Origin of the sequence: Streptomyces sp. TRM49041, assembly GCF_008271805.1 — a bacterium.
Classification (GTDB): domain Bacteria; phylum Actinomycetota; class Actinomycetes; order Streptomycetales; family Streptomycetaceae; genus Streptomyces.
Map to the genome: position 1 here is coordinate 297,143 of NZ_VSRY01000173.1, position 15,092 is coordinate 312,234.

At 69.0% G+C, this 15,092-nt stretch carries 14 protein-coding genes; 2 read left to right on the forward strand and 12 right to left on the reverse strand.

Annotated features, from left to right (window positions below; genetic code table 11):
* Positions 1-463 precede the first annotated feature (463 nt).
* From FVS66_RS34180 to FVS66_RS34190, 3 genes are read right to left on the reverse strand one after another with little or no spacing between them, the layout of a single operon-like run.
* Positions 464-772 (reverse strand): hypothetical protein, encoded by a 309-nt coding sequence (locus tag FVS66_RS34180; protein ID WP_149185114.1) that lies wholly within the window; start codon positions 770-772, stop codon positions 464-466.
* Positions 769-1,428 carry a sigma-70 family RNA polymerase sigma factor gene (locus tag FVS66_RS34185; RefSeq protein ID WP_149185115.1) on the reverse strand — a complete coding sequence of 220 codons (660 nt, stop codon included), beginning with the start codon at positions 1,426-1,428 and terminating at the stop codon, positions 769-771. Before FVS66_RS34185 ends, FVS66_RS34180 begins: the two co-directional genes overlap by 4 nt.
* A complete protein-coding gene (locus tag FVS66_RS34190; RefSeq protein WP_149185116.1) occupies positions 1,425-2,981 on the reverse strand; it encodes a sodium:solute symporter family protein in 1,557 nt (518 codons plus the stop codon). Before FVS66_RS34190 ends, FVS66_RS34185 begins: the two co-directional genes overlap by 4 nt.
* A 166-nt stretch (positions 2,982-3,147) precedes the next feature.
* Here FVS66_RS34190 and FVS66_RS34195 point away from each other — a divergent pair, with 166 nt between their 5' ends.
* Positions 3,148-3,414, forward strand: coding sequence for a DUF3311 domain-containing protein (locus tag FVS66_RS34195; protein ID WP_399226856.1), 267 nt, complete (start codon positions 3,148-3,150; stop codon positions 3,412-3,414).
* A gap of 22 nt (positions 3,415-3,436) precedes the next feature.
* Here the strand turns inward: FVS66_RS34195 and FVS66_RS34200 are convergent, their stop codons facing one another.
* The 4 genes from FVS66_RS34200 to FVS66_RS34215 are packed head-to-tail and all read right to left on the reverse strand — an operon-like array spanning position 3,437 to position 6,595.
* Positions 3,437-4,321, reverse strand: a complete 885-nt coding sequence (locus FVS66_RS34200; protein ID WP_149185118.1) for a biotin-dependent carboxyltransferase family protein — start codon at positions 4,319-4,321, stop codon at positions 3,437-3,439.
* The gene (locus tag FVS66_RS34205) at positions 4,318-4,986 is read right to left on the reverse strand and encodes an allophanate hydrolase subunit 1 (protein ID WP_149185119.1); all 669 of its coding nucleotides are present in this window, start codon (positions 4,984-4,986) and stop codon (positions 4,318-4,320) included. The genes FVS66_RS34200 and FVS66_RS34205 overlap by 4 nt, the downstream gene beginning before the upstream one ends.
* Complete coding sequence (locus tag FVS66_RS34210; protein ID WP_149185120.1) at positions 4,983-5,747, reverse strand: 5-oxoprolinase subunit PxpA; 765 nt, start codon at positions 5,745-5,747, stop codon at positions 4,983-4,985. Before FVS66_RS34210 ends, FVS66_RS34205 begins: the two co-directional genes overlap by 4 nt.
* A gap of 53 nt (positions 5,748-5,800) precedes the next feature.
* On the reverse strand, positions 5,801-6,595 hold the full coding sequence (locus FVS66_RS34215; RefSeq protein ID WP_149185121.1) for a putative hydro-lyase: 795 nt from the start codon (positions 6,593-6,595) through the stop codon (positions 5,801-5,803).
* A gap of 295 nt (positions 6,596-6,890) precedes the next feature.
* Between FVS66_RS34215 and FVS66_RS34220 the strand changes: the two genes are divergently transcribed.
* Positions 6,891-7,607 (forward strand): GntR family transcriptional regulator, encoded by a 717-nt coding sequence (locus FVS66_RS34220; RefSeq protein WP_149185122.1) that lies wholly within the window; start codon positions 6,891-6,893, stop codon positions 7,605-7,607.
* Positions 7,608-8,066: 459 nt separating this feature from the next.
* Here the strand turns inward: FVS66_RS34220 and FVS66_RS34225 are convergent, their stop codons facing one another.
* The 5 genes from FVS66_RS34225 to FVS66_RS35365 all read right to left on the reverse strand — a co-directional run bounded on the left by FVS66_RS34225 (position 8,067) and on the right by FVS66_RS35365 (position 14,930).
* Positions 8,067-9,335: an Nramp family divalent metal transporter gene (locus FVS66_RS34225; protein WP_149185123.1), complete on the reverse strand. Its 1,269-nt coding sequence runs from the start codon at positions 9,333-9,335 to the stop codon at positions 8,067-8,069.
* 154 nt (positions 9,336-9,489) lie between these two features.
* On the reverse strand, positions 9,490-9,948 hold the full coding sequence (locus tag FVS66_RS34230; RefSeq protein WP_149185124.1) for an ATP-binding protein: 459 nt from the start codon (positions 9,946-9,948) through the stop codon (positions 9,490-9,492).
* A 652-nt stretch (positions 9,949-10,600) separates the two neighbouring features.
* Positions 10,601-11,875 (reverse strand): ABC transporter substrate-binding protein, encoded by a 1,275-nt coding sequence (locus tag FVS66_RS34235; RefSeq protein ID WP_187645823.1) that lies wholly within the window; start codon positions 11,873-11,875, stop codon positions 10,601-10,603.
* On the reverse strand, positions 11,875-13,971 hold the full coding sequence (locus tag FVS66_RS34240) for a nitrate- and nitrite sensing domain-containing protein (protein WP_187645824.1): 2,097 nt from the start codon (positions 13,969-13,971) through the stop codon (positions 11,875-11,877). The genes FVS66_RS34235 and FVS66_RS34240 overlap by 1 nt, the downstream gene beginning before the upstream one ends.
* A gap of 707 nt (positions 13,972-14,678) precedes the next feature.
* Positions 14,679-14,930 carry a hypothetical protein gene (locus FVS66_RS35365; protein WP_187645825.1) on the reverse strand — a complete coding sequence of 84 codons (252 nt, stop codon included), beginning with the start codon at positions 14,928-14,930 and terminating at the stop codon, positions 14,679-14,681.
* Positions 14,931-15,092: the final 162 nt, after the last annotated feature.

Below are 15,092 nucleotides of genomic sequence, written 5' to 3' on the forward strand. Positions count from 1 at the left end.
GCAGGCCGGCCACAGGGTGCAGGGACCCGTGTGACGGCCACGGCACGTCTTACCCGGGGTCACCGGTACGTGCCGGGGCGGCCTCCCCTCTCCCGCTTCGTGCCCAAGAGTTGCCCGACCGCCGGAGTCGGTTGACAGCAAGTACCCAGAAGATTTCCCGCTGTTTCCCCGTCAACCAGAACGGCCCCTCGCGCCACTTCCGTACAAGGTGCCGCGATCCAGCGCGGGAGTCCGACAGGTTCCGAGCGGTTGTGCGTCCGGAACTCCTCAGCGTCCGGCAGAACACCGGTGACCTGCCTCGCGCCGCCGGTTTCTGACCGCCCTCGAACTGGCCGATCCGTTTCCGCAAACCCCTTTGTGGCGTCGCCGGTTCGGGTCGTGTGTGGCGAGGACGCCGGGGCACGCATCGACCTTTGAACTGCGGGACGTGGCCGCCGGCTGCCCCACCCTCGCGTGGTTGCCGTCAGAGAGGCCCGATGAGGTCGAACACAGCCTTGCCGTCGAGTCCGGGACCGAGCCGGCCGTAAGTGCGGTCGAAGACGACACCGGGTCCGGACGGGTTCTGATTGAGGACCCACAGGCCGATCAGAATGGCGAGCGCGAAGACGACGGTGATCAGGACGGTGAGGACCAGGCGGCGGCGGCGTTCACGGCGCAGCCAGTCCCCGCGGGCCAGGCGGTAGGCGTCGGGGGTGGCATGCACGTTGCAGGCCAGGGCTCCCAGGGCCTCACGCAGTTGCTGTTCGGTGCGATCGTGGGAGGTGTCGTTCATCGCCGGGCCTCCATCACCTGGGTCAGGGCGGCGATACCGCGCGATGTGTGTGTCTTGACCGAGCCTGCGGAGATGCCCATCGCTGCGGCGATCTCGCTCTCCTTCAGCCCGAGCCAGTGTCTCAGAACGAGGGCCTCACGCTGTCGCGCGGGCAGCTGCTGGAGGGCGCCGATCAGCACGCGCTGATCGGCGCGGAGCAGGGCAGAGCTCTCGGCCGAGGCGACGAAATCGGCGGGCGGGGTCTCGGCGTGCCTGCGCACAACCTGCAGATGGCGTATGCGCATGCGGGTCAGATTGCATACGGTGGAGCGAAGATAGGCTTCCGCCGCCTCGGTGTCCCGCAGCTTGCGCCATTTCCGGTAGATCTGGTAGTAGGCTTCGGCAACGATGTTCTCAGGATCGTCGGCGCCGAGCAGTGCGGCGAGACGGAGCATCGAGGCGTAGTGCAGATCGAACAACCGGGATACGGTCACCTCCCGTTCGAGTCCGTCCGGGTCGGTCACCGTCTGCGCAGAGCCACCAGCGGTCACTTCACCGGCGGCGCGTCCGCTGACGGTTCCGCCGTCGGCGGCGGCATCGGCGGATTCCGGTACGGGCGGCTTCGGGACCTGCGCGGCGGGTTGCAGTGTCGCAGGACCGTCGTGTCTGCGTCTCATGAGTTGCTCGTTCCCGTCTCGGGGCGCCGCCTGGCAGTCAGGCGCGACGGCAGTTCGGTGGTGTCGGTCCCGCGAGGCGTGCCGAGGCGTTCGAGCGCCGCGGTGGTGACCAGCGCGACCGTCAGGTTGATCAGGAGAGCGGCCAGTCCGGCATAGATCTCCACGTGGTGGTCGGCGGGCCCGAAAGGCACAGCGGGCGAGAATCCCTCGCGCACGACCATGACCGTCCCGACCGCCATTCCCACCGCCCACCCCGCGAGCAGTGCCCTCGGGTGCAGCCGGCGAGTGAACAGCCCGATGGCCACCGCGGGGAATATCTGCAGAATCCATACGCCACCGAGGAGTTGGAGGTTGATGGCGTCCTGGTCCCGCAGACCGAACACGAACGCGACTGCCCCGACCTTCGCGGTGAGCGACACCAGCCGGGCGACGCGCACCTGCCGTTTCGGGGTGGCCGTCGGATGAACGTATTCGACATAGACGTTGCGTACGAAAGACGTGGCGGCTGCGATCGACATCACGGCGGCCGGGACCAACGCCCCCACGGTGATCGCGGCGAACACCAGCGCTGCCAGCGGCGCGGGCATGAGCCGGTCCACCAACATCGGGACGGCCGACTCGGCGCCGCCTGCCGGGGCGCGTACGCCGGCAGCCAGCGCGACGATGCCGAGCAGGCTGAAGAGGGCGAGCAGCGCGGTCCATGCGGGCAATGCGACCGTGGCCTTCCGCAGAGCGTCGGGGCCGGAGGCGGCGAAGCCGGCGACCAGCACGTGCGGGTACATCAGCAGGGCCAGGGCGGAGCCCAGGGCGAGCGTGGCGTACGCGGACTCCTGTCCGGGAGCCAGAAGCAGTGAGGCGTTGCCGGTCTCGGCGGCCCGGAGGGCAGCCGTGTCGAAGACGGCTCCCGGGCCGCCGAGACCTCTCAGGGCCAGCCAGCACACGACGCCGACCGAGGTGAACACGGCCACCGCCTTGAGGGCCGCGATGACCGTGGGAGCGCGCAGCCCGTATCGGTACGTCGTCACTGCGAGCCCGGCGAAGAGCACGACCATCACCAGGTCGCCGGCGCCACCCCGTGGGTAGAGGCCGCCTGCGACGAGCACTGCGCGGATGCCGACCAACTGCAGCGCCAGGTACGGCATGGTGGCGAGGATGCCGGTCAGCGCGACCACCAGGGCCAGAGGCGACGATCCGTAGCGCCCGCGGACGAAGTCGGCGACGGTGATGTAACCGTGGCGGCGGGACACGTTCCACAGGCGAGGCAGCAGGACGAAGGCGAGCGGGCACAGGATCACGGTGTACGGCACCGCGAAGAAGGCAGGGGCGCCGACCCCGTACGCCAGCCCCGGTACGGCGGTGAAGGTGTACGCGGTGAAGATCGTGCCGCCCAGCAGGAACCACGTCCATACGGGCCCGAGGCTGCGGTCGGCCAGTGCCCAGCCCCCCAGGGACGGCAGGCGGTCGGTCGGGTGGAGGCGGCGCGCGGTGACGGCGACGAGTGAGGCCCCGCCGATGACGGCGAGGAACGGAGCGATCATGGCGGCATCCGTCATCGCTCACCTTCCGTGTGTGGATCAGCCTCTGACCGCGAGTTGCGTGGAACGCCGGTCCGGATGACAGAAACATGCGGAAATCTTCTGGAGATGTGCTGTCAACCGGTTGGGGCCGGTCGGCAACTCTTACACGAACCCATCGATGAAGGCGAGAGGAATGCGTGATGTGACACGGTTTGTCCCTTACCGGCTGCGGCGTGTCACGGCAGCCGTTCTGCTCCTCGCACCCGCGGCAGGACTGCTGTGGGTCCCCTGGTACGGCGGTGCGCGCCCGCGACTGGCTGGAGTGCCGTTCTTCTACTGGTACCAGCTCGCCTGGGTGCCTGGATGCGGTCTCGCCCTGCTCGCCGCGTATCTGCTGACCAGGAATGTCCATCGCCGTCCTGACCCTGACCCTGACTCCGACCGGCGGCGTCACCGGCCCGGCCCCTGATCCGCGGCACCGGGTGAGGGTGTCACACGGACGGTGTTCGCCGCCGCCGGGTCGGAACGAATCGGACCGGACTGCCCGGCCCGGCCTGGGCGGCCGCCGACAGCCGGTTCTCGGGTACGACGCCGATCACGGGATAGCCGCCGGTGGTGGGGCAGTCGGCGAGGAAGACCACCGGTTTGCCGTCTGGCGGCACCTGGATGGCACCCACCACCATGCCTTCGCTGGGCATTTCACGGTGCACCGCCCGGTCGAGAGCGGGCCCGTCCATCCTCAGCGCGATGCGGTTGCTGCGGGAGGAGACATGGAAGCGGGCCGTGGCAAGGGTGTTGATCGCGCGGGTGGTGAACCAGTCGTCCCGTGGGCCGAGCAGTACGGGGAGCACCAGTTCCTTCGGGGGCGCCTGCCACACCATCGTGTCGGCGTGGAGAGGTGAGCCGGTCACGTCTCCCAGAGGGAGGGTGTCCCCGATACTGAGAGGGGCCGGGCCGAGGCCGGAGAGCAGGTCGGTGGAGCGGCTGCCGAGGACGGGGCGTACCGCGATGCCTCCGCTGACGGCGACGTAGCTGCGCAGACCGGTGGCGGCCGGGCCTATATCGAGCACGGCGCCGGCCGGCACGTGTACGGGACTCGTCCACGCCACCGGCCGACCGTCGACCCGTACCGGTGCGGGGGCGCCGGTCACGGCGACAACCACGGGGTGAGTGGTGCGCACGGCCACCCCGGTCAGTGTGGTTTCCAGCGTCGCCGCATCGGCGTGGTTGCCCACCAGGCGGTTCGCAAGGAGGTGTGCCGACTGGTCCAGTGCCCCGGATCGCGGTACGCCCTGGCAGGCATGGCCGAACCGGCCGCGGTCCTGGATGGTGGTGAGGGCGCCTGCCCGTAGGACTTCGAGCTTGCCGCCGCTCACGCGATGTGCCTTTCGGCTCCCGTTGTCTGTGCGGGCCCGCGGGCGGGTCCGGACTCCTGTGGGACGAACCGCACGCGCGTGCCGGGGGTCAGCAGTGCCGCGGGTTCGCGTTCCATGTCCCATAGGCGCACGTGGGTCGTTCCGATCAGTTGCCAGCCTCCGGGAGACGCGCGCGGATAGATACCTGTGTAGGGGCCCGCGAGCGCTACGGAGCCGGCTGGTACCGAGGTACGCGGCGCGGCGTGGCGCGGCACATGGTAGGTGTCACCGAGACCGGTCATGTAGGCGAATCCCGGGGAGAAGCCGCAGAAGGCCACTCGGTGTTCCATGCCGCTGTGGATGCGTGCCACCTCGTCCGGGGCCACGCCCCACAGATCCGCGACGGCATCGAGATCGGCACCGTTGTAGTGCACGGGGATGTCGAGGACAGGTCCGCTGCCGGCCACGAGCGCGGGCACGGACCACCGGCGCAGCTCCGTTTCCATGGCACCGGTGTCATGGGCGCCGTAGAGGAGGACGGTCTTCTCTCCGGGCACGATCTCGCGCACCGACGGCAGTGTTCCCGTGTCGCGGCGGCTCAGGAGTTGAGCGTGCCATGCCTGGGCCTCTTCGGGGGTGTCCAGATCGATGAGCAGGGAGTCCTGCCCGACCGGTCTCAGTATCACGCGAACGCCTCCACCCTGATTCCGGCTTCCTCCAGCGCCGCGCGAACTCGCTCGGCCAGTTCGACTGCTCCGGGGGTGTCCCCGTGAAGGCACAGGGAGCGTGCCCGCACGGGCACGGATGAGCCGTCCGCGGCGGTGACGCGGCGCTCTTGTGCGAGAGTGACGGCCCTGTGGGCGACCTGTTCGGGGTCGGTGATCACCGCACCGGGGGAGGTTCGGGGGACCAGTGTCCCCTCCGGCGTGTAGTGGCGGTCGACGAAGGCCTCGTCGACGACGGGGAGACCGATGCGGTCGGCCTGGGCGTGCATGGCGGAGCCGGGCAGGCACAGCACGGGAAGCGAAGGGTCGGCGAGAGCCGTGCCCGCGGCCACGGCAGAGGCCTGTTCCTGGTCGGACACCACTCGGTTGTACAGGGCGCCGTGTGGTTTGACATAGGCCACGGTCGCTCCGGCGGCCCGGGCGAACACCTGGAGGGAACCGATCTGGTAGGTGACCTCGTCGGCGAGTTCCTCGAGGGGTACGTCCATGGCGCGGCGTCCGAATCCGGCCAGGTCCCGGTAGGAGACCTGGGCGCCGATCCTCACGCCGCGTTCGGCCGCGATGTCGCAGACCCGGCGCATGATGCTCGGGTCGCCCGCGTGGAAGCCGCAGGCGACGTTGGCGCTGGTGACGACTTTCAGCATGGCCTCGTCGTCGGTGAGGACCCATCGCCCGTAGCCCTCTGCGAGGTCGGCGTTGAGGTCGATAACGGTGTCTGTCATCGGTGGTTCGTCTCCTTGGCACAGTCCGCTCGGCACGAGATGCCACAGCGCCTTCATCCGATGCGGTAGTCCGTGTCCCGGGCATCGGTTATCAGCATGTGTCCGGGTGCGTGGGTGATCGCGAACGGGGGGCGCGAGGCCATCAGAGCCGTCTGCGGTGTGACGCCGCACGCCCAGTACACGGGTACGTCGCCCGGCTCTGCCTCGACGGGGTCGCCGAAGTCCGGGCGGGTGAGGTCCTCGATGCCCAGGGCGCCGGGGTCCCCGATGTGCACCGGGCCTCCGTGCACCGAGGGCATCAGTGCGCTCAGGCGGCTCGCGGTGCCCACGAGTTCGAGCGGTATCTGCCGCATGGACACCACCATGGGACCGTGCATCCGGCCGGCGGGGCGGCACTCGCGGCTTGTTCGGTACATCGCGACGTTGCGCCCCTGATCGATGTGACGCAGGGGTACGCCTGCGTCGGCCAGTGCGCTCTCGAAGGTGAAGCTGCAGCCGATGAGGAAGGTGACCAGGTCGCCGCGCCAGGCATGGGTGACGTCGCGGGGCTCTTCGACGAGCCGGCCGTTCTCCCAGACGCGGTAGCGGGGTGCGTCGGTGCGCAGGTCGGCGCCCGGGGCCAGTGCCGTGGTCGTGGACCCCGGGTCCGTGACGTCCAGGACCGGGCAGGGCTTAGGGTTGCGCTGACAGAACAGGAGAACGTCGTAGGCCCAGTCGGCGGGTACTGCGATGAGATTGGTCTGGGTGTAGCCGGCACACCATCCTGCGGTGGGCGAACTCGTGCCGCCGCGGAACAGGGCGCGCGCCTCGCCGGGGGGCAGGGCCTCCCGAGGGGCGACTGCAGTCATCAGCGGTCCTTTCGTTGAAAACCGTCCGCCCACCGGAATCGTGGTCCCGCCCATGGCAGGCCCTGCGGATTCGCGCGGCCCTCCAGGGGAGGTCTACTTCCGCCCTTTTGAGGTGTGCGTCCTGGCCGACAGGGCGGGATCCCCGCGGGCCGCACCACCCAAGATAGAATATCGTTGAACGATCCGACAAGGCCCCTGTTGTTTCGTTCGCGGGTTTCCGGTTGACTGGGACAGCACAAGAAACGCCTGTGGGAGACCGTCGGACGCCGTCGGCCGTATGTGAAGGATGAAAGTCATGACAGCCGAGGTCGACCCGTCCGTGCTCGTCAGCGACCGCGCACTGCTCGGGCGCTCGAGCACGGCCGACCGGGTCACTGACATTTTGCGTGCGCGCATCGCCGAGGGGTACCTGCCGCCGGGGAGCAAGCTTTCCGAGGATGCCATCGGCAGTGCGCTGGGGATCTCCCGCAACACCCTCCGAGAGGCGTTTCGCCTGCTCACCCACGAAAGACTGCTCGTCCACGAGCTCAACCGCGGCGTCTTCGTCCGCATGCTCACGGTGCAGGACGTCACCGACATCTACCAGGTGCGCAGGCTCATCGAGTGCGCAGCGGTGCGTTCCCTGGGGGCACCGCCCTACGACCTGAGCCAGGCCGAGGGCGCGGTCGCCGAAGGGGAGAAGGCCGCCGAGGGGGGCTCTTCGCTCGCACTTGGCACAGCCAACATCCACTTCCACCACGCCGTCGTGGCCCTCGCCCACAGCGAACGCCTCAATGAACTGATGCGCGGTGTCCTGGCCGAACTGCGCCTGGTCTTCCATGCCATGGACAATCCGCGCAGTTTCCATGAACCGTACCTGGCGCGCAATCGGGAGATCCTCTCCGCCCTCAGGGCGGCGGACAGGGCCAAGGCCGAGCTGCTGTTGGCCGCGTATCTGGACGACGCCGAGAAGCAGCTCGTCCAGCGGTACTCCGAGAGCATCGCCGCCGGCGAAGGTGGCTCGCGCCGGTAGTACGGCGCCGGCCGCCGGAGTCACCGCCGGTTCCCCGGGCCGCGATTCCGGGGAGCGCGCCGGGCCCCGCACCGGCGACGAAGGGGTCCTGGTGCTGTTCGGCATTGCGTGCAGCCTTCCGTTCTGACAGGGGGCCCTTGGCGAGGTTCCGTGTGTCCGGGTCCGAAGGGGTCGGAGGCCAGAACCCCCGCCGACTGGCCGAAAGGCCTCCGACAGGGGTCTGGCATCGTCATTGACGGTCTGTGTGTGGTCGGGCAAGGAGGCAGCCGCTGACCCGCGTACGCCCGGCCGGGGCGCGGTCGTCGGCCGGCGTGACGCTGGACGTCATCTTCGATGTCCCTGTGGGTCGCTGTGGCTGGTGAAGTGTTGTTGTCGTGGGCGGGGGCTTCTTCGGGTTCGAGGACCGGTGGTCGCTGGGGCGTGGCCCGTGTGCGACGTGGTCGGCCCGCTGTTGCGCGGTCAGCCCACGACGCCTGTCGCGCGCAGGATGTTGAAGACACCGAGACCTGTCGCCACGAGCACCACCACGCCGCCGAGCATGTTGCGCGTGAGGCTGTTGCGGTGGTTCCCGAGGAGGTCACGACGGTTCATCACAACGAGCAGGAAGATCGCGACGATCGGCAGCAGCAGTCCGTTGGCCGCCTGGGCGAAGAGGATCGCGGTAACCGGGCTCTCGCCGAGCACCGCGAAGATCGTGCCCGTGAGGAGCACCACCGCCCAGATCGCACGGAACCTGGTGGCCTTCAGGTCCGGCTTCCAGCCCAGCGCACCACTGACGGCGAACGCAGCCGCGAGCGGCGCGGTGATCGCGCTGGTGAGTCCGGCGGCGAACAGCCCGAGCGCGAAGAAGCCCTGGGCCCACGACCCGAGCAACGGCTCCAGCTGCGCCGCCATGTCGGCGGCGCTCTTGACACCGAGCCCCTTGGTGAACATGGCCGTCGCCGCGGTGGTGACGATCGCGAGGGTGACCAGGCCGCCCAGACCGATGGCGAGGTAGGTGTCGCTGCGCGACTCCTTCAGCGCCTCGTCGACGGGCACGTCCTCGCTCCACTTCTGGCTGACGGAGCTGGCGTGCAGGAACAGGTTGTAGGGCACGACGGTGGTACCGATGAGCGCGATCACCATGAGCGTCGAGCCATCGGGCACCGACGGAACGAGCCCGCCGAACAGGTCTCCCAGATCCGGACGCACGATCACCGTCGTCGCGACAAACACCACGCTCATCAGGACGACGAGGGCGACGATCGCCTTCTCGATCAGTCGGTAGGTGCCGCTCAGGAGCAGGATGAAGCCCGCGGCGCCCACCACCCCGGCCCAGACCTGGGGCGACACTCCGGTGATGGCTTCGAGGCCGAGGCCGGCGCCGGTGAGGTTGCCGGTCTGGTAGGCAGAGTTGCCGAACGCGATCGCGGCCACGACCAGGCCGATGGCGCCGTACTTCACGGCGGGCTGGCGGAAGGTCGTACGCAGCGCCTCGCCGAGACCGGCCCGGCTCACAATTCCGAGGCGGGCGGACATCTCCTGCAACACCATCGCCGCAGCAACAGAGAACACCACGGCCCACACCAGCGCGAATCCGAAATTCGCACCGGAGATGCTGGCGGTCGTGACCGTCCCCGGGCCTATGAACGCCGCGGTGACCAGCAGTCCCGGTCCGAATCTGCGGTTTCTGGGGCGGGCAGCTGGTTGCTGTCCTGCCTGGTCCGCCTGGCTGTCGATTTCACTCATGGGGGAGCTCCTTAGCCATCTGTGCGCGACGCGTGTTTCGCGGCTTGATGTGCGAACAAACTAGGGATCGTTGAACGATCCTTCAAGGGGTTGACAGAATCTTTATACGACCTGGCAGCGTGCGGTGAGCCGCGGGCGCCGCGCGCCGGCGGACTCAGCCGACATCGACAGGCAGTACGGCCCACACCACATGGCCGTGCGGCAGGCGCCAGGCGCCCCAATCGGAGGACAGAGCGCGGACCAGGCGCAGCCCCCGCCCGTTGCAGAGGATGTCGTCGCCGGCCTCGCGGGGAGCCGGAATCCCGCTCCATCCTCGACCGTGGTCGCCGACCTCGAGACGGACCGCGTCGTAGGTCACTGTGTGGAGGCGCCGCAGGGTGTGCCACACCGGATCACCCTTGGAGCCGTGGCGGATCGCGTTGGCGACGAGCTCGGAGACGATCAGTTCCGCATCATCGACCAGATGCGGCAGCCTCCATGCCCGTAGCCGGTCCCCGACCTGCCGGCGGGCCAAGCGGGCCGACGTGGCAGAAGCGGCAAGGGTCCAGGTCTGCTGGTCGGCGGAGTCGGCATCCGGAGCGGGATGCGCCTGAGTAGCGGGATGAGGAGGCATCTGAGCACTCACTGGGGATGCGCACGGACTGCGCCGCGCGGCGGGTTCCGCTTCCGGGACGGCTTTCGAAGCGGCTGGACAAGGGACGAGGCCGTGGTGTCGGCTCAGTCGCGGGGCGGGGGTGTCGGCTGCGAGTCACAGCCTCCGCCTCTCCATTTCTGCGTAGGATCGTTCCACAATCCGCTTCCCTGGAGTATCAATCGCCCTCGCCGACTGTCAACCCTCACCCGAACTCCCTGCCGCCGCACCGGACACCCGGGCAGCCGCCCACTGGGCGGCACCCTGCCCCGCGCGGCACCCTCGACCGCTCACCCCCGCACCCTCCGGCCCGCCCGCCCACCTGCGCTGAGCTGCGGGTCTGCTCAAGAGTCGGCACAGAACCCCGGAATGGACACCCAGCCCGAGACCGCTCATGACGCAGTAGCGCCGCCCTGAAGAGTGCGATCGCAACGCTATGTAACGTTTCGGGAAAGAGGCCCGTCTCCGTGTTCATGTAGACCCGATGACGGCGGCGTCACGCCACGGCACGACGGAAAGAGCGCCCGCACCGCGGGCACGGCGGAGCGGACCCGGTCACAGCCACCACCCCGACCGGGGCAGCCAGGCTGCCTCGGGGCGGGGCCCGGTCGACGTCCGCGGACGCCTCGGCCGCTTACCCGTTGTCGTCCCCCATGGGCCAACTCAGCGGGGCCTGAGCCACATCGAAGGGGTACACCAGGCGGTATCTGCCGCCCTGGACCTGTTCCACGATGCCGCGTGCGCCTGCGTTCTGGTGGTTGTCGTCGAACTTCACACCGTCCCAGGGCATGATCGTCTCCCGTCCCGGGAGGTCGGTGTTCACCAGTGCCGAGCGGATGTCCGCCGGCGTTCGGGATCGGGCGCTGTCGATTGCCTGGGCGAGGGTCATGACGGCGGTGAAGGCGCGGGCGGCGTCGTCGTTCATCGGGGAGCCGTAGTTCTTCCGGTACAGGTCCGCGACGGCTTTGGCGGTGGGGTTGCGCTGGGCCAGATCCGCCGACCAGGCGAAGCGGCTGCAGATTCCTTCCGCCCCGGCCCGGGGCTCCTGCAAAAAGACCGGGTCCGCATGGCCGCCGCCGAAGGCGATGAGTGCCGGCGGGCGGTAGGCGAGGGAGCGGAAGGACTCCCTCAGTGCGAGGGCCTGAGCGGTGTACAGCAGTGTCAGGACGACGTCGGGCTTCGCCTGTACCACCTCCCGTGCGTCGGCGAGGAGGCCGTCCGACCCGGTGCCGACCGTCACATCGGCGACGACGCGCCCGTCGACCTGGGACGCGAGGCGTTTGATCATGGCGGCGCCGTCGTTGCCGTACTGGTCGTCGGTGTGGAGCACGGCGATCCGCTTGACCGCGGTTCCCGTGCTCTGGCGTTCCTTGAGCAGGGAGAAGACCACGCGGCCGTAGTCGAGTTCGGAAGGTCCGGTGCGGAAGAACCAGTCCAGGCCCCGTTCGGTCAGCGAGGTGGCCGAGGAACCTCCGTTGACGAAGGGGATCTTCAGTTCCTCGGACCGTGCGCTGGCGGCTTCAGTGACGGAAGACTCGTATCCACCGGCTATGGCGACCGCCTGCTCTTCGTTCACCAGTTGCTCGACCTCGGCGGCGCCCCGCGTGGTGGAACGGTGGGTGTCGGCCACCAGGAGTTTGACGCCGGCGTTGTTCAGGCGTGGCAGGCCCGTGCCTGGTCCGAGGGGCAGAGGGATCGAATGACGGCCGTTGACGATCTCGACGGCCAGTTCGGCGCCCCGTCGGGTGTCGGCGCCCACTGAGGCCGCCGGACCCGACATGGGTGCGAGGAAGCCGATGTTCACGGCGTGATGGGAGGGGTCCGGCGTGTCCGGGTCGCCGACGCAGGCGGAGGTGGCGAGCAGGGCGGTGCACAGGAGCGCGGCGACGCCGGCGGCTGGTCTTGGCATCAGAGGTGCTCTTCCGTGGTCGGTGAGGTGCCGGGGGTGCTGTCGGGGTGGGGCGAGGGCAGCTCGCCGGGGGAGGAGCTTTCGCCGGTGTGCAGCTCTCGGGCGAACCGGCGCTGGGTCAGCCATTCCTGCGGTGAGGAGAACATGGGTGCCGCGTCGGTGGCCCGGGTCGTGTCGTGGGGGAATTCATCGTCGTGGGTCACGGCCGGCGAGGAGACCCGCACGGGAGCCCAGGCGGGCCGGGGGTCGGCAGTGTGCCCGTCGACCGACGCATGGAACTGCTGGTCGGTGACCTGACCGGCGTTGTGGCGGGAGGTGGCGAGCAGGCTCGGGGGAATGCGGACCAGTGCCGTGGTCCCGCGCTGGACGAGGGAGGCCAGGCGGACCTGGATGCCGTGCTTGGCGGCCAGGCGTCCTACGACGATCAGTCCCATGCTCTGCCCTGCGCCCGGGTCCAGAGAGGAAGCCGAGGCGAGCCGCTGGTTCACCAGGGCCAGGTGTTCGGCTGTCATCCCGGTGCCCTCGTCCTGGATGGAGACCAACAGGTCCTTGTGAGGGCCGGAGGCCGCTCCGCAGGTCACCGTGACCCGGGAGTGGACGCCGGAGAAGTCCGTCGCGTTCTCCATCAGTTCGGCCAGCAGGTGCACCAGATCGGTGACGGCGTCTGCCGCGATGTCGGCGGGCACCGTGGACCGGCAGTCGATCCTGGTGTACTGCTCCACTTCGGCGCTGGCGGCGAGCATGATCTCCGCCAGGGGCATCGGCTGTTCCCAGACGCGGCCCGTGTCGGAACCTGCGAGTACCAGCAGGCTTTCGTCCGTCCGCAGCATCTGCGTGGCCAGGTGGTCCAGCCGGAAGAGGCGGGCGAGGTGGTCGGGATCGTCCTCGTGCTGCTCCAGGTCGCCGATCTCGGCGAGCAGTTTGCTCACCAACTGCTGATTGCGGCGTGAGAGGTGGATGAACATGCCGTTGATGTGCGCGCGCAGCGCGGCCTGGTCCCTGACCAGGGCGACGGCGGCGGTCTGCACCGCGTCGAAGGCGTCGGCGACCTCCCCGATCTCATCGGTGGACGCCACATCGGTGGGCGTGGCTCGGTAATCGCCGAGATCGTCGACGTCCGCCTGCCGCAGGCGGGTGAGCGCCTCGGGCAGACGCTCGTTGGCGACCTCCAGCGCCGAGATGCGCAGTTGTCCCAGCGGACGGGTCATGGACCGCACGACGGCGGTGACCATCCAGCCCGTGGCTGCGAACGCCGCGGCCAGCCCGACCGCGCCCCAGACGGCCGCACGCTCCCGGGAGGCATGCGCCTCGCTGCTGACGGTGACCAGATCGCCGAGGATCTCCGCTTCCACCTGGCGCATCAGGGTGATCTTGCGGCTGGAGGCCTCGTGCCAGGCCGCGGGTTCCACGTCGATGCGGGGAGCCTGCGCCTGTTCGGCGGCTCGTTCCTGGATGGCGTGGACGGTACTGACCGGTGCGCCCTTCACGGTGTCGGTGTACAGGCTCTTCTGATCCTTGTTCGCCGTGGTCGTGAACTCTCTGACGGATTGCTGCTGGCGTGCGACCGTGCCGACGAATTCGGGGAAGTCCCCGACGAGGAAGGTACGTGTGGTGAGGATGCTGTTGAGCGAGGCCCGTACTTGGCTGGTGTTCTCCACGGCCTGGGACAGCGCGTTGAGGGAGCGCACCCGGGAGGCGGCCTTACTGCCGCCGTTGTACGAGGCCAGCGCCGGTCCGAGATCCATCAACCTGCGTATGGTGGTGGTGTAGTTGGCGAGGATGGAGCTCTGTGTGAGGTTGGCGGTATCCACGGACGCGCGCAGTGCCGGCAGGCCGTGCAGTTCCCGGGTGATGGCCATGAGGACCGTTCGCAGTTGCGGATCGTCGGTGGTGTCGATCTCGGTTGCCGCCGCGCGGTAGGCGGCGGCAGCTGTGTCCGCCGCAGCGCGTTGCTGCCGTGGGTCGGTGTCGGCGGCCTTGCGCCGGCCCGCGATGAAGGACGCGGTGACGTCCCGTTCGTCCTGGAGAGCCCGAACCAGGTCGAGGGCGGGCTGCTGGAGCCTGGCCATCTCGGAGAAGTGCCTGTGGTCGTCCACGTCTTCGATGGTGTGCGAGAGGCTCACGACTGCCATGACGCCGGCCAGTAGGCCGGGGAGCAGTACGACCGCGGTCAGCTTGCTGCGTACGCGCCAGTTCTCGGGTCGGTTGAGGCGGCGCAGAGCTTGGAGGTCGGGCCGGTGCCCACGCCGGGGTCTACCTCTGGGGGGTCGGCTCGCTCTGGTGTGCAAAGGACGGAACCTCTCGTGAGTGCTGTTCTGGTGCCCGGCGAGGGCGTTGAGTCCGTGGACGGCCGTGACCGTGAACGCGGACTGTCGGGAACGGTCGTGCCGCGGTCGCCGGAGGGTCGTCTGCCGCCCACAGCACACCTGACGCCGGCCGACCCGTGTTCCGCGCCTGCCGCCGGATGCCGCCGGACGAAGTTGCGTACCTGGCCTCCGAGGCGGTGAGCGCTGTGGGAACAGGGCCGTCCGACCTCGACTCATGTCCCGGGCGGCAGGGGGCGAAGCGACGGGGGTGGGGGCTCCTGGCCGTGAAAAACCCCGCGATCCGGACGAGGCAAGACGTGTGGAGAGCTGCCTGCGGAAGCGATGTTCCCGGCCTTCATGGTCTGGAGCCCACGTGTACCGGGCTCGGCTCGACGATGAGAACAAGATATGGATCGTTGAACGATCCTTCAAGAGATGTGAACTTTTTTCTGTGAACTGGCGTCTCCTCAGGAAACAGCGCCACGTCGGGGTCGTCTTCACTGCACATCGGCGGTGCTTTCCAGCCAAGTCGGCAGCGCTGCCCACACGATGTGGCCATGGGAGGCCCCCGCACCCCAGCCCGAGGAGAGCGCGTCGACCAAGAAGAGGCCTCGCCTGTTGTACGGAAGGTCTTCCTTGACCGCGTCCGGGGTGTCGGGCTCGCGGCTCGCCAGGACGTCCAGCCAGAGCCTCTGCGACACGAGGCAGTAGCCAGTGGAGTCACTGCCGGGCAGTCCTGCCCAAGGCACGTGAACCGCCGTATGACTAGCACGATCATCGCTGGCAGCCCGCCCAGGCTGCTCGACCGAGGGCGGATCTCGGCAAGCGGGTAGCGGCGGCCGGATTCCGCACCGTCAGTGAAGCGTTGAAGGCGACCGGACTACTGGTCCACAGCAGCCTGGCAACTCCCG